The following is a 13923-nucleotide window of genomic DNA, read 5'->3' as shown; positions in this document are numbered from 1 at the left end:
TAAGATCATTTTAATCTATTCTAAAACCAGTACGACTGTTTTTACCTCTGCGCTCATTATAAATATAAGTACTCTTAAAATTTCCAAGCCGATTCAAATCAAACTGTATCACTTTTTTTTGAATCACACTTTTAATATATAGGTCTATTTGTCGCTGTGAGCTAAAATAATTAAAGATTGCATATAACATAAAACCTAAAATCATAAAAACAAAGAGAATGATCACAATCATCACCACACCCAAAAGATCAAATAAGATCAAAGCGATAAAAATTGCACCGATGATTATTCCTACCACACCATCTTGAGTCAGTGTTTCTTTATCAAATATCTCTTTATAAATAGATAGATAACTATTCAATAAATTTTCATACTCGACAGTGATTTCTTCATCTACAACTAAATATTTCTCTAAATCACTGATCAGCCAAATATAATGCCCTTTTTGATCAGCATATTCGGAAATAATGGCATAAAGCTTTTGATTTGGCTTAAACAAAAACTCATCAAAATAACCATACACACGTTGATTATTTAATTTAGCAGTAACCTCAATAAATGCATCAGTATAAAAGGAATTCTTCCTTTTTAGCGTTTGTCGAATATCAGAAATATTACTTTCAATTTCTATCAAGCCAAGTCGTTCAATTTCAAAAGCATTTAGCCCAAATTTATTTTTATGCTTTGTTTTTTTATTCAAATAATCAACTATTTCAGAGCTTGTCATTTGTTGTTGCAACTTTATTAAGGCTGTAAGATCAAAATGATTAGGCTCTACCCTAAAATAAGAATTTCTAAACTCTAAACCATATAAAGCATCTTGGTATAAGGGTGGAATTTCTAGTAATTTATATAATTTTTTGCTGTTATTATATTGTCCATCTGTCGAATAAAAACCGAGACCAGCCAGTATAATAACAAGCGTTAGTGCCATTATAATCAACGTGCCATGCAGTAAATCAATATAATAAATAGTACCATCAAGCGCATATTGATAAAGTGCATAGACTACAGCTACAACTAAAGTAATGGATAAAAATATAGGAAAGGTTAATCTAAAATAATGTTTAACACTGAATTTTTTAATCCTTTGTAGATTTGGATGTAAAAAAAGAATTTTTTTTGATAAATTTAAAGCAGCATAAACTTCTTTATCTTGCACATTAAACACGATTCGGACTTTATCATTCACAGCAATAATGGGCTGATTCATTGAACGCCCAAAGAAAACATTTTGACCAATATGAAGCTCAAATCGTCCATGCTGATAATGTTTAATACAGCTAACCTGACCTTGTACAACATTAATATTTTGTAAATTCATTGTGAGTAAAATTCATTATTCTAAAACTATTTTTTCTTCACATTATTTTTATGGCACAGTGAAGAGTGATAGATTATTTTAGTCTAAATTATCTATTGGAAACACGTAAAAAGAATGAATAATTTAAAAAAACTTTGCCTAATGTTAATGCTTCCACTGTTTCTTTTCTCAATCTCCTTACAATGCAAAGCCACTACGGGTGCTCCTGAAAGCATAGATGTTCTAGGTTATGATCAAAAAGACAAAAAAATCTATGTTTTGCGTCAATTTAATGATGAATCTTGCAAATTACCACGTTTATACTATTTTAATCTAAACAGTAAAATGTCTTCCAATAAAGCAGTCCCTGTTCAATCCATTTATATGACAACAAAGACAGAACAAAATCTGAATGATTGTACTGATACATCTGAACTCATACTCGAAAAGATTGAACATATTCAAAAGCGTTTACAGACTTTAAACTCAATTCCCACAGAAAATTTTCAAGTTAAGATACAACAACGTAAGATAGAAACAGGACAGTTTTGGCAACATATCCTAGAAGATTATCCAGTGCAACGCTACACACAAAATTATATTATCCAATATCAAAAGTTAAAAAGTTCAGTACAAAAAAGTATTAGCTATAATCATGCTGAATTAAGAATTGCTCGTGCCTATCATATTCCTCAACACAACACTTTTCTTGTGATCGTACAATATCTTGGTATTCCTTTTGAAACAGGCTATACCGTTGAGGATGCGGTTTTAATCCGTTAAATACTTACAATTGCTCCTTATTTTACGCAAAACATGCACACAATATTCATGCTCTATTTGCAATTTTTTGACACGATGTATCTCATCTCTTAACGTGAATAAAAATATGAACATTACCCAAAAGTTAATATTTACAAGCTGTCTCAGTTTTTCTCTGCCTGTATTTGCCACTGTTGGTGGACCACAAAGTATTGAAGTTTTAGGCTATGAAGCTAAAGAACAGAAAGTATATCTACTTAAACATTATGAAGATGGACGTGGTCGCCTACCACAACTGTATTATTATCAGTTTAAAAATAATGCGCATCCCAATAAGCTCATTCAAGTTAATTCTTTATATATCAACCCTAAAACCCAAAAAGTAGATTATGATCAGGACGATACTCACTTTAAAAAAGAACTCACGAAAATTAAAAAACGTTTACAGCCTTTGCCTACAACACATGCGAAATATCATATTGCAGTGAACCAAAAAACAGTGCAACGTGTACCCACTTGGTATGATCCAAAGCAAAAGCAGTCCGAATTTCATTATACTTATACAGTTAAAAATCAAAATTTTAAAAGCCAGCAACAACAAGCAACGGCGTATCAGGAAAAATTAAAAATTACACAGCAATTTATGATTCCTCAACAAAATAAAGTTTTAGTGACTGTACAATATCTCGGCATACCGTATGAAACAGGTTATATGATCGAAGACCCTGTACTTTTACTTCCAAAAAAATGAATTAAAAAATGCGCTCTATCAGCGCATTTTTTGTGTTTTTATTCATCAATCAATTGATTTTAAAATAAATTGGTATATGTCTTAGTATTACCTAAACTCGGATTATCAATTGCATCTTTACATTGTGTTTTATCACGTTCGTAATCTGATTTTTTTGGTTCAATCCTTGATCTTTTTCCAATGTTGCTCGTGCAAAACTATCCAAACTGGTCAGTGCTTTACGACACAAAGCATACTTTCCTTCTGTCACTGAATCCGTCATTTTGACATTAATACGCCAGTCTGTACTGAGTTTACGCACAGGCTTTCTGACTTTTTCTTCAATTAAATTCAACTGCTTACGATAAACAAATGGTTCGATTTCGTTGATTAATTTCCATGCTTCTTGAGCATAAGCCGTGGCATCATTACTCAGCTTTGGTGCGGGTTTAAGGGGTTCTTTTGGCTCAGAAGATGAATTATCACAGCCTTGTAACAGCAAAACACCGAGTATTAAACCAGACTTAAGCAATAAAGGAGATTTCACCGCAAACATAGCATATCGCCAAATTAAACAATTGAGCACTATGCTAGTAAATTCGGGTACAATACACAATCTTGATTTTACCTTTTGTTTTACTCCCAATTAGGTGTTACGTGTCCCAACACACAACTTCCTCCATCAAACCTGCGGGTTTTTGGCAAGGTGCTAAAGATAGTCAAGCGATTATTTTTACCTATTTACCTGTGTCTTTTGCTTTTGGTGTCTCAGCAACTCAATTTGGCTTCACACCTTGGGAAGCTTTATTTCTATCTTGTTCAATGTATGCAGGTGCGAGTCAATTTTTGGTTGTGGCATTGCTTGGTAGTGGTACATCCATTTGGATGACAGCACTGACTGTAATCGCACTCGATATTCGTCATGTTTTATATGGTCCTGCACTGCAAAACTTGATTCAAGATCGCTTAAATTTAAAGAAAACTGCAATTTGGTCTTGGGGTTTAACCGATGAAGTCTTTGCTGCTGGCATGATTAAGCTATCGCAAAGACGCCAAGAATGGTCTGAATCGTGGATGTTGGGTTTAAGTCTATTCAGCTGGATGTCTTGGGCTTTAGGTTCTCTTTTAGGTGGTTTGTTTTCTGATCAAGTGGCGAATTTACCACAGTTTCTACAAGCTGCACTTGACTTCTTATTACCTGCACTTTTCCTTAGTTTCTTATTGGCAGCATTTGAAAAGAAACATACCCTTGTCGTTGCTGTTTCTTTGGTTGTTGCTGCGATTTCATGTTATCTGATTAATTTATCTGCTGCAATTTTCATTGGCATACTTGCAGGAATATTCGCAGGAATATTCAAATATTATGTATTAAAACAGCATGATGACATCGTAATCAGTAATTCAGGAGAATAATATGGATCTAGAAATTATTTTAGTCGGGATTATTGTCGGAATTGCCAATTTTGCATCCCGTTTTGGTCCATTATTCGTCATTCAAAAGAACCAAAAAAATCAGCAAGCACGTGGTGCAACATGGTTAAAAATTGCTTTGGGTAGCATTGGCATTGCAGCGATTAGTTCCATGCTGGTCGTTGCTACATTGCCACCTTTGATTGAAACGCCAAATAAAAGCTTTGCGATGCTCATCGGCTTTTTAGTGCTGATTGGAATTTATTTTAAATTCAAAAAAATCGTCTTAGCGACCTTGGTAGCAGCCGTATCTTACGGTTTGGTCTATACTTATCTGCCACTTTAAAATTTAAATGAAATATTTAAAATACTGCGAAAAGCCTTGTTGTTGATATTTCGCATAGGCTTTTCTTAGCTCCTCTCCATAAATTGGATCAGGGCTATTCAGCTCTTTATGTAACACTCTAGGCATCAACGGATTCTGTGATTTTTGACTCACCAATAAAGCAATAAGCTGACAAAAGCCTTCTTCCTCTGCCATAGAGTTAAATTTATATTGCTGTTGTGAAACCAAAACATGCCCGATCTCATGACTCAGCACCCAAACTAGATTTGCTGTGGGCATACCATAAATTACATTAATCTGTGCATGAGTATGTTGATCTTTAAAAAATAAATTACTGCTGACTGTATTCATTGCTAAACCTTCAGCATGATCAAAGCCTAAATCTTTCATTTTCTCTTTACTAATCAGGCTGACATGGGTATAGCCTCGTGTAAATTTAAAGCCCAGATTATCGATTTGTTGTAATACCCATTGCGCCACAATATTTAAATTTTCTGTCGTCACAATAATATGCCTGACACAATCTTTACATAACATGCGACCATCAGCATAACTTGAAATATCTTGTTTAAAGTGCTGATGATGACAATAATAACAAGGATATAAGGTTTTTAAATTTAGCCACATAAATACGACTTCAGTAAATCATTATTGTCCTGCACGAGTTTTTAAGTCTTGCAAAGCTTCTATTAAGTTTTGATTTAACTGCATAGAATGCATGACCAATTTTTCTTTTTGTTTTTCATCATTTTCCCATTGTGCTTGATTTTTTAACAAATAAATTGAATCATTATTATAGGCAATAAAAGCAGCTTGAACTTTTTTCCCTTCAGGTGTTGTAAATTGAGCTTGATCTAAAGATTTACCTAAAGCTTTTAAATTTTCAATCACCTCAGCAACTTGTGCTTTCTGTTCCGCTGATGCTGTATCCTCACCTTCTTCTGACATCATGGTCATTTTTTGCATATCGACTTGTTCCATCAAACCAATAAATAAATCAAAATCAGCTTGATGATTTTGGCTTACAGCCGATGTTTCTGTTTGCATTTGATCAGCTTGCGTTGGAATTGCATATGCAGAACTAAAAAGTAAACTACTTAAAAACGTACTTATGAATAAAAAGTGGCGCATGATGGTTATTTCCTCTCTATTTTATAAAATGAATACTTATAGTGAATATGCAATATTTTAAGTTTATTTTTACAAAAAAATAGGGATATTCTGTGAAATATCCCTCTTATTAAATTATCGATGAGTATGAATCGACATCACAATGCCAAAGCTCGCTAACAATGTAATGACCGCCGTTCCCCCATAACTCATTAAAGGTAAAGGATCACCTGTTACAGGTAAAATGCCACTAACCATACCTGAGTTAACAAAGACAAAGAAGAATAAAGATAAACCTATTGTTCCTGCCAAAATTCGACCATAATTATGAAAACAATTTAGGCTAATCATCATGCAACGGAAAATGATCGCTGCATACAACACAAATAATAAGAAAACCCCAATAAAACCAAATTCTTCAGCATAAGTCGACATGATAAAATCGGTATGATGTTCGGGTAGATAACCTAGTTGCGACTGTGTACCACCTAAATACCCTTTACCTGTAAACCCACCTGAACCAATGGCAATTTTAGATTGAATAATATTCCAACCTGCACCCAAAGCATCAGATTCAGGATCAAATAAAGTTAAAATCCGTTTCTTTTGATAGGCTTGTAAAACAAACATCCAAACCAAAGGTAATGCCATCCCTGCTGCGGCAATCGCACCCAAGATCAACGTCCATGACATTCCACTTAAAAATAAAGCAAAAACACCACCAATCACGATCCCAATCGCCAAATCAGGTTGTAATAGTGCTAAACCGAATGGCACCACCATTAAAATTAAAGCCCCAATCACATGCCTAAATTTAGGTGGTAAGGGCTGTCGAGAAAAATACCATGCCATCATCAATGGCATTGCAAACTTGGTAAATTCACTGGGCTGCATACTTCCAATGCCGGGTATAGTCAACCAACGCTTTGCCCCAAGTCGCACATCTCCCACCACTAACACCAAAATTAGCAATAAAATAGCAATACCATAAAACCATGGACTAATGGCTTGATAGACTTTTGGAGGTACTTGCGCACAAAGGAACAGCAGAATAAAACCAACAACAAAGCTCACACCTTGACGTGCTAACATTCCAACATCTTGATCCGATGCACTATAGACCATTAACAAGCCTAAAATGGCATTAATAACCAAAAAGGCTAATAACCACGGATCTAAATGTAATTTATCCCATCTTGATGTACTTTCATTAAAACTACGACCATCTCTTAAAGATTGCCGGAGAAAGCGATATTGCTCATTTGGTGGCATATTATTTTCTACAACAAAAACGGGGAAACAAAATTATAAAGAGAAATAGCTAAGAATACAGCCTTCGCTATATATTTCTCCTGTATTTAAGCAGTTTTGCCATGCTGAGCATTTAAAATCAGACGTGCCAACTCTAGATCATCAGGATAAGTAATTTTCAGATTATCAGAGCGCCCCTGTACAACCTGTACAATTTCTCCCATAAACTCTAAAGCACTGGCTTCATCTGTAATGACAATGTCATTCTTTAATGCAGTTTCAATGGCAGTTTTAAGCTTGATTAGGCTTGAAGCTTGTGGAGTTTGTGCTTGCCACAACTGTTCACGACTGACTGTCTGTTGAATTGATTGCTGATGTACAACACGTTTTAAAGTATCTCGTACAGGTATTGCCAAAATCGCACTGGTCGCAACTTTACTCACAGTATTGACCAAATCATATAAACATTCGACCGTCACACAAGGTCGTGCTGCATCATGTACAAGGATAATATCATTAGGTTCTGCAAGATCACTTAAATAAATTAATGCATTTAGAACAGAATGAACTCGCTCTGCACCACCCAAACAAAAATGAATATTTTCAGCATTTTCAAAGTTGAGCTGATGTGCAAAATCATCCTGTTCACCAATGGCTAAGACACAGCCTGCCAAGGGCAATTGGTTAAGACGGTTCACTGTGTGTTCTAAAACAGTTTGATCTTGAATGCGTTGATATTGTTTTAATTCTGTTTTTGAAAACCGACTGCCAGACCCCGCAGCAGGTACAATTGCCCAAATTTTACGGTTGTTGAGGGATTGAATCTGCATCTTCATCTTCATTGGTTCTGTCGTCTACATCTGCATTTGGGTCGATATAAATCGGTTTATAATGCGTACTGATCGTGCTCATTTGCACAAATGTTTCATGTGGCTTGATCAAGCAAGGTCAAGGCGTGCATGCTCTTCAATGGCTTCAGCACCATTTTTTAAGTCATACACTTCCGCTGCTAAAATACGGTTACGCTCTTTTAACTCATTATTGACTTCAGTTTGTTGTTGAATTTGCTGTAACAGTGCTTGGTGTGGGTAGTATCCACCCTCACCGAACCAATAGCGGTATTGCAGTATTACAATGATTATCAATGCAATAACAAGGATAATTTTACTTGAAGTTGATTTGAGGACTTCTGGCATAGTGTTTTGTGGGTTAAAAGCAGCATTGAATTATGCACTCAATATACATCAAATCAGATGGATGGAGAATGTCAAACTGTAGCAAAACTGCAAAAGTTGAACAAAAGTCTATCTTACACAAAGGCATTATAACTATTTGACTAGAGCTTCCCCTCAAGGGCATATTATCCCGTACAAATACTATTATAAATTTTATTTCTAAAGTGTCATATTCAAACTAAGTAATATCACCTTGAATTCACATCATTCACAACAAAATATAGAAGCAATAAAAATTCATGAGCAAGTATGAACAGGACTATATAAAATCAATCAAAAATTGGGTACGCAATACTTTTTAGCAAGCATAAAATATATACCATCTGATACTCTACCAATTACAATATATAGCATTAATTCAAACTTTAATTATAAAAATACATCCTAGAACTGAATTTCTTTGAATCTGAAAATTGAATTTTATTGTTTATTTTAAAGCCTATTTATAAAAAAATCATAGTGCTCATAAAAAAACCACCCTTTTCAGAGTGGTTTTTTTCAATCTAAATCAATCAATAACGATTAATTCAAACCTTTAAATTCAGCTTTACCACGGTAAACTGCATTGGTTAACTCTTCGATACGAAGCAATTGGTTATATTTCGCAATACGGTCAGAACGTGAAAGTGAACCCGTTTTGATTTGACCCGCAGCAGTACCCACAGCAAGATCTGCAATTGTAGAATCTTCTGTTTCACCAGAACGGTGAGAAATGACAGTGCTATAACCATTTGCTTTCGCAAGGTAAATTGCATCTAAAGTTTCAGACAACGTACCGATTTGGTTATATTTGATTAAAATCGAGTTACCGATTTTCTCATCAATACCACGTTGTAAAATCTTAGGATTTGTAACGAATAAGTCATCACCAACCAATTGGATTTTATCACCTAGGATCGAAGTCAAGTAAGCCCAACCTTCCCAGTCAGACTCATCCAAACCATCTTCAATAGAGATAATTGGATATTGCTTCACAAGACCTGCTAAATAGTCAGCAAATTGGTTGCTTGTGAATGCTTTGTTGCCTTCACCTGCAAGAACATATTGACCATTTTTATAGAATTCTGAAGATGCACAGTCAAGCGCAAGCATGATGTCAGAACCTGCTTTATAGCCAGTTTGACCAATTGCTTCAAGAATCGCAGTAATCGCTTCTTCGTTGGTACGAAGGTTAGGTGCAAAACCACCTTCATCACCCACTGCTGTATTTAAACCTTGTTTTTTAAGTACAGATTTTAAAGAATGGAAAATTTCCGCACCCGCACGTAAAGCTTCAGAGAACGAAGTAAAACCTACAGGCTCAATCATAAACTCTTGAATATCTACAGTATTATCTGCATGCGAACCACCGTTGATGATGTTCATCATAGGTACAGGCATAGATAAAGTCGTTTGACCACGTAAGTCAGCGATATATTGGAACAATTCAGTTTTCTTTTCAGCAGATGCAGCGCGAGCAGCAGCCAGCGATACCGCTAAAGTTGCGTTAGCACCTAATTTTTCTTTATTTTCAGTGCCATCAAGCGCGATCATTTTGTCATCAAGCGCTTTTTGTTCAAATACGTTTTGACCTTTTAATAAGTCTTTGATTTGACCATTTACGTTTTGAACTGCAGTGCGAACACCTTTACCCAAGTAACGTGATTTGTCACCGTCACGAAGTTCTAAAGCTTCACGAGAACCAGTTGAAGCACCAGATGGTGCACATGCACGGCCAACAACGCCAGAGTCTAGGATAACGTCTGCTTCGATGGTAGGATTACCACGAGAGTCCAAAATTTCACGTGCACGAATGTCAACGATTTGACTCATGAACAATTCCTCAGTTGATTAATAAAACGACGCGCCATATCTCAGGCGCATCTAATTGTAAAAATTAGTGTGTATCTAGCTTTTTGAAACCTTTCACCAAGGTATCCAATTCTTTTAACTGTGCTAAGAATGGCTCTAGCTGAGACATACGTAATGCACAAGGTCCATCGCATTTGGCTTGTTCAGGATCTGGATGTGCCTCTAAGAACAAACCAGCAAGACCTGTTGCCATACCCGCACGCGCAAGTGTGGTGATTTGCGCACGGCGTCCGCCCGCAGAATCTGCACGACCACCCGGTGTTTGAAGTGCATGTGTCACATCAAAGAACACTGGCACATTCATGTCTTTCATGGTATCAAAACCAAGCATATCAACGATTAAGTTGTTATAGCCAAATGCTGAACCACGCTCACACAGAATCAGTTTGTCATTTCCTGCTTCCAAACATTTGTTCAGGATATGACGCATTTCATGCGGTGCAAGGAATTGTGCTTTTTTGATGTTAATAATGGCTTGTGTTTTCGCCATTGCTTCAACAAGATCAGTCTGACGACTTAAAAATGCAGGAAGTTGAATAATGTCAGCAACTTCTGCAACAGGCGCTGCTTGGTAAGGTTCATGAACATCAGTAATGATTGGCACATTAAAATGTTTTTTAATGTCTGCAAGCCACTCAATACCTTTTTCTAAACCTGGACCACGAAACGAATATAAACTCGAACGATTAGCTTTATCAAAGCTCGCTTTAAATACATAAGGAATTTCAAGACGTTTGCAGATATCGACATATGTTTCTGCAATTTCAAAAGCTAAGTCTTTCGACTCAAGTACATTCATTCCGCCGAATAGTACAAATGGCAAATGATTTGCCATTTGTATATCGCCTAAACGTACAATTTCTTGTGGTTTTAATTGTGACATTTAAACTTCCTAGTTGTGTCCTGCTCGCTTATTTGCTTTTTTGATACTGTTTTTTCGCAGCATCAATAAAACTTGCAAATAATGGATGTCCATCACGTGGTGAGCTGGTAAATTCTGGGTGGAATTGTACCGCAATAAACCAAGGATGTTTAGGAATTTCTACAGTTTCTACCAAATGTTGATCCGCTGAATAACCTGAAATTTTCATACCAGCTTGTTCAATCGCAGGAATAAAACGATCATTCATTTCATAACGATGGCGATGACGCTCAATAATTTCTGCATTTGCATACACTTCACGTGTTTTAGTGCCTTCAACCAATTCAGATTTTTGAGCACCTAAACGCATGGTTCCACCAAGGTCAGAATTTACAGAACGGTGTTGAATTTCACCACGCTCATCTAACCATTCAGTAATTAAACCAATCAATGGAAACTTAGTTGAACGGTTAAACTCTGTAGATGTCGCTTCTGGCATATTTGCAACATGACGTGCAAATTCAATCACAGCCAATTGCATTCCTAAACAAATACCTAAGAATGGCACGCCATTTTCACGAGCAAACTGAATTGCTTGCATCTTACCTTCTGTACCACGTTCACCAAAACCACCCGGAACGAGGATAGCATCCGCATCTTTTAAGATTTCAGCAGGATTTTGTCCTTCTAAATCTTCAGCATTAACATAATCAATCTGAACTTTTACGCGGTTTTGAATGCCTGCATGTAAAAGTGCTTCATTCACAGATTTATAAGCATCTGGAAGTTCAACATATTTACCGACCATTGCAACACGAACGGTATATTCAGGATTTAACAATGCTTCTACCACATTATCCCAATCCGTTAGATCAGCTTCTGGTAAATCGTTATAACCAAAACGTTCACAAATTAAATCATCAACATTTTGCTCATAGAATGTACGAGGAATTTGGTAGATTGAACGTGCATCTTTGCAGACTACAACAGCACGTGCTTCAACATTCGTAAATAATGCAATTTTACGTGTGGTGTCAGCATCGACATCATGTTCAGTACGACAAATCAAAATGTCTGGTTGAATACCAATTGACAATAATTCTTTTACAGAATGCTGTGTCGGTTTAGTTTTAAGTTCCGCAGCAGACTTGATATATGGCAATAATGTTAAATGCATTAACATGGTACGTTTATGACCAAGTTCAACCATGAGCTGACGTACTGATTCCATGAATGGGAGAGATTCAATGTCACCGACTGTACCGCCAATCTCAACGATCGCCACGTCATAGCCTTCGCCTGCACGAAGAACACGTTCTTTAATATTATCCGTAATATGTGGAATAACTTGTACAGTACCACCAAGATAATCACCACGACGTTCTTTATTTAAAACATCTTGGTAAACACGACCTGAAGTAAAGTTATTCAATTTGGTCATTTTAGCACGACGTAAGAAACGTTCGTAATAACCCAAGTCTAAGTCCGTTTCAGCGCCGTCTTCAGTCACGAAAACTTCACCGTGTTGGAATGGGCTCATCGTCCCAGGATCGACATTAATGTATGGATCCATTTTGACCATGGTCACTTTTAAACCACGGGCTTCTAAAAGTGCAGCAACTGAAGCAGCTGAAATACCTTTACCTAGTGATGATACAACACCACCAGTGACGAATATAAAATGGGTCATTAAGTTTCTCATACAATGGAGCCTAAATCGGCCTACAATGTTGTGCGATTTTACTTTACCTTGTACCTAGAAAGCAAAGTCAATTCACATCAATTCATAGAACAATAAACAATTGGCTATTCTATCAGCATTTCCAATCAAAAATTAACATTTCAGTAGATGATTTTTATCTCTAATTTTACTGTTATAATAGGCTTACTCTCTAGAAGCTATATTTTGTGTCAATATGAATAAGAAACTTTTAATTTGTGGTTTGATTGCAACAGGTCTTGTTTTAACAGCATGTGTGAAAAAAGAAGAACCTAAAAATGATGAACCTGAAAAAGTTGAAACAACTCAAACGCAGCAACCTGCTCAACAGCCTGCTCAGTTTGAAAATCTTGAAACTGCTGAACATGATCAAAATGATCAACAGCAAGTGAGTCAAGATGGCTCTACCCAACAAATCAATGGATCATCTGAAACAACTCAAACTCAGCAACCTGCTGCTGTGCCTGCACCACGTCCAGAACCTCGCCCTGTTCAACACAACACTGAAACTGCACGTGTAGAACAGCCTAAACCAGCAGCACCAAAGCCTGAGGCAAAACCTGCACCTGTAGAAACTGCACGTGCCGAAGTCGCTCCTACACCTAAAGCAAGTTCAGGTACAGCTCAAACTGAAGATGATGCTGTAGCGGCTGCGATTGCTGCTGCTACACCTGCTTTGAAAAACTAATTCTGAGCTTTTTAACAGTTCCAATAAAAAATCCAGCAATAATGCTGGATTTTTTTGTCTTTATATAGATTGGTCACTGATGTAATTTTTTTCTAGCTCAACTTTAGAATTTTTTTTATAAAAATTTTGCCTATATTCAATCATGGTCATACGATTGGCAAGTGAGTAACATGTTTCATGTTGTCCATCATATTCCTATAAACAAATACTGCACCCATCCCAATCTAGTTCTAAGGATAAACCATAAAAACCACAACAAGGGCATTGCAAATAATATGCTCTTGAATCTTCTTCGATCTCAACATCTTTATGATATAAAATTTTATACATTTGTTGTAACTTTGCATTATTATAAATAAGATAACCAATTGTTAAATCATAGATAATTGCTGGGTGGTGTTCTAAAAAGTATGCTACTCAAATCTGTCAATAGAAAAATTGAAAATATAGAAACTAAATGCACTATCTTTTCAAGATTTTATAATATTGAGATGGTGAGCAAAATATAGTCAGCATACTTTTTGAAACACCTCCAGTTTTTCTATTCATAAATTCAACATCTTAATTTAAGCATATTCAAAAAAATAAAACATTGAGCACAAAAAATGCCAATCAATTTCTAAATTGATTGGCATTTCCCCGATTGGGGCATTCT

At 36.0% G+C, this 13923-nt stretch carries 13 protein-coding genes and 2 pseudogenes; 5 read left to right on the top strand and 10 right to left on the bottom strand.

The window, feature by feature from the left end; all coding sequences use genetic code 11:
- Positions 1-10 precede the first annotated feature (10 nt).
- Entirely contained in the window at positions 11-1324 is a 1314-nt protein-coding gene (locus tag AVJ19_RS01025; protein WP_111857978.1) for a hypothetical protein, read from the bottom strand.
- 114 nt (positions 1325-1438) lie between these two features.
- Between AVJ19_RS01025 and AVJ19_RS01020 the strand changes: the two genes are divergently transcribed.
- Positions 1439-2086 (top strand): hypothetical protein, encoded by a 648-nt coding sequence (locus tag AVJ19_RS01020; RefSeq protein ID WP_111857977.1) that lies wholly within the window; start codon positions 1439-1441, stop codon positions 2084-2086.
- Positions 2087-2192: 106 nt separating this feature from the next.
- Complete coding sequence (locus AVJ19_RS01015; RefSeq protein ID WP_111857976.1) at positions 2193-2816, top strand: aminotransferase; 624 nt, start codon at positions 2193-2195, stop codon at positions 2814-2816.
- Positions 2817-2875: 59 nt separating this feature from the next.
- On the opposite strand, the pseudogene AVJ19_RS01010 reads toward AVJ19_RS01015, so the two are convergent.
- A pseudogene (locus AVJ19_RS01010) lies at positions 2876-3351 on the bottom strand (hypothetical protein).
- A gap of 125 nt (positions 3352-3476) precedes the next feature.
- Here AVJ19_RS01010 and AVJ19_RS01005 point away from each other — a divergent pair.
- Positions 3477-4208, top strand: a complete 732-nt coding sequence (locus tag AVJ19_RS01005) for an AzlC family ABC transporter permease (protein WP_171334137.1) — start codon at positions 3477-3479, stop codon at positions 4206-4208.
- A 1-nt stretch (position 4209) separates the two neighbouring features.
- Positions 4210-4551: an L-valine transporter subunit YgaH gene (gene ygaH, locus AVJ19_RS01000; protein ID WP_111857974.1), complete on the top strand. Its 342-nt coding sequence runs from the start codon at positions 4210-4212 to the stop codon at positions 4549-4551.
- A 3-nt stretch (positions 4552-4554) separates the two neighbouring features.
- Here ygaH and AVJ19_RS00995 read toward each other — a convergent pair whose 3' ends face one another.
- From AVJ19_RS00995 to AVJ19_RS00960, 8 genes and pseudogenes are all read right to left on the bottom strand, one after another.
- A complete protein-coding gene (locus tag AVJ19_RS00995) occupies positions 4555-5178 on the bottom strand; it encodes a protein DA1 (RefSeq protein ID WP_111857973.1) in 624 nt (207 codons plus the stop codon).
- 21 nt (positions 5179-5199) lie between these two features.
- Positions 5200-5682, bottom strand: coding sequence for a hypothetical protein (locus AVJ19_RS00990; protein ID WP_111857972.1), 483 nt, complete (start codon positions 5680-5682; stop codon positions 5200-5202).
- A 114-nt stretch (positions 5683-5796) separates the two neighbouring features.
- Entirely contained in the window at positions 5797-6933 is a 1137-nt protein-coding gene (gene rodA / locus AVJ19_RS00985; protein ID WP_111857971.1) for a rod shape-determining protein RodA, read from the bottom strand.
- Positions 6934-7019: 86 nt separating this feature from the next.
- Entirely contained in the window at positions 7020-7742 is a 723-nt protein-coding gene (gene ispD / locus AVJ19_RS00980) for a 2-C-methyl-D-erythritol 4-phosphate cytidylyltransferase (RefSeq protein ID WP_111857970.1), read from the bottom strand.
- Positions 7714-8108: pseudogene (locus AVJ19_RS00975) on the bottom strand (septum formation initiator family protein). The gene ispD and the pseudogene AVJ19_RS00975 overlap by 29 nt, the downstream one beginning before the upstream one ends.
- A gap of 561 nt (positions 8109-8669) precedes the next feature.
- On the bottom strand, positions 8670-9959 hold the full coding sequence (gene eno, locus AVJ19_RS00970; RefSeq protein WP_068974291.1) for a phosphopyruvate hydratase: 1290 nt from the start codon (positions 9957-9959) through the stop codon (positions 8670-8672).
- Positions 9960-10023: 64 nt separating this feature from the next.
- Complete coding sequence (gene kdsA / locus AVJ19_RS00965; protein WP_111857969.1) at positions 10024-10881, bottom strand: 3-deoxy-8-phosphooctulonate synthase; 858 nt, start codon at positions 10879-10881, stop codon at positions 10024-10026.
- A gap of 28 nt (positions 10882-10909) precedes the next feature.
- The gene (locus AVJ19_RS00960; RefSeq protein ID WP_111857968.1) at positions 10910-12550 is read right to left on the bottom strand and encodes a CTP synthase; all 1641 of its coding nucleotides are present in this window, start codon (positions 12548-12550) and stop codon (positions 10910-10912) included.
- 226 nt (positions 12551-12776) lie between these two features.
- Between AVJ19_RS00960 and AVJ19_RS00955 the strand changes: the two genes are divergently transcribed.
- A complete protein-coding gene (locus AVJ19_RS00955; protein ID WP_111857967.1) occupies positions 12777-13268 on the top strand; it encodes an internalin in 492 nt (163 codons plus the stop codon).
- Positions 13269-13923: the final 655 nt, after the last annotated feature.

The organism is Acinetobacter sp. CFCC 10889 (genome assembly GCF_003268395.1).
Lineage (GTDB): Bacteria > Pseudomonadota > Gammaproteobacteria > Pseudomonadales > Moraxellaceae > Acinetobacter.
Note: the sequence above shows the minus strand (reverse complement) of the source record. Positions and strands in the feature narration are given on the sequence as shown.

Excerpts from the sequence above, each read along its gene's own strand:
- AVJ19_RS01025 (WP_111857978.1), bottom strand. The coding sequence starts at position 1,324 with ATGAATTTACAAAATATTAATGTTGTACAAGGTCAGGTTAGCTGTATT.
- AVJ19_RS01020 (WP_111857977.1), top strand. The coding sequence starts at position 1,439 with ATGAATAATTTAAAAAAACTTTGCCTAATGTTAATGCTTCCACTGTTT.
- AVJ19_RS01015 (WP_111857976.1), top strand. The coding sequence starts at position 2,193 with ATGAACATTACCCAAAAGTTAATATTTACAAGCTGTCTCAGTTTTTCT.
- ygaH (WP_111857974.1), top strand. The coding sequence starts at position 4,210 with ATGGATCTAGAAATTATTTTAGTCGGGATTATTGTCGGAATTGCCAAT.
- AVJ19_RS00995 (WP_111857973.1), bottom strand. The coding sequence starts at position 5,178 with ATGTGGCTAAATTTAAAAACCTTATATCCTTGTTATTATTGTCATCAT.
- AVJ19_RS00990 (WP_111857972.1), bottom strand. The coding sequence starts at position 5,682 with ATGCGCCACTTTTTATTCATAAGTACGTTTTTAAGTAGTTTACTTTTT.
- rodA (WP_111857971.1), bottom strand. The coding sequence starts at position 6,933 with ATGCCACCAAATGAGCAATATCGCTTTCTCCGGCAATCTTTAAGAGAT.
- ispD (WP_111857970.1), bottom strand. The coding sequence starts at position 7,742 with ATGCAGATTCAATCCCTCAACAACCGTAAAATTTGGGCAATTGTACCT.
- eno (WP_068974291.1), bottom strand. The coding sequence starts at position 9,959 with ATGAGTCAAATCGTTGACATTCGTGCACGTGAAATTTTGGACTCTCGT.
- kdsA (WP_111857969.1), bottom strand. The coding sequence starts at position 10,881 with ATGTCACAATTAAAACCACAAGAAATTGTACGTTTAGGCGATATACAA.
- AVJ19_RS00960 (WP_111857968.1), bottom strand. The coding sequence starts at position 12,550 with ATGACCCATTTTATATTCGTCACTGGTGGTGTTGTATCATCACTAGGT.
- AVJ19_RS00955 (WP_111857967.1), top strand. The coding sequence starts at position 12,777 with ATGAATAAGAAACTTTTAATTTGTGGTTTGATTGCAACAGGTCTTGTT.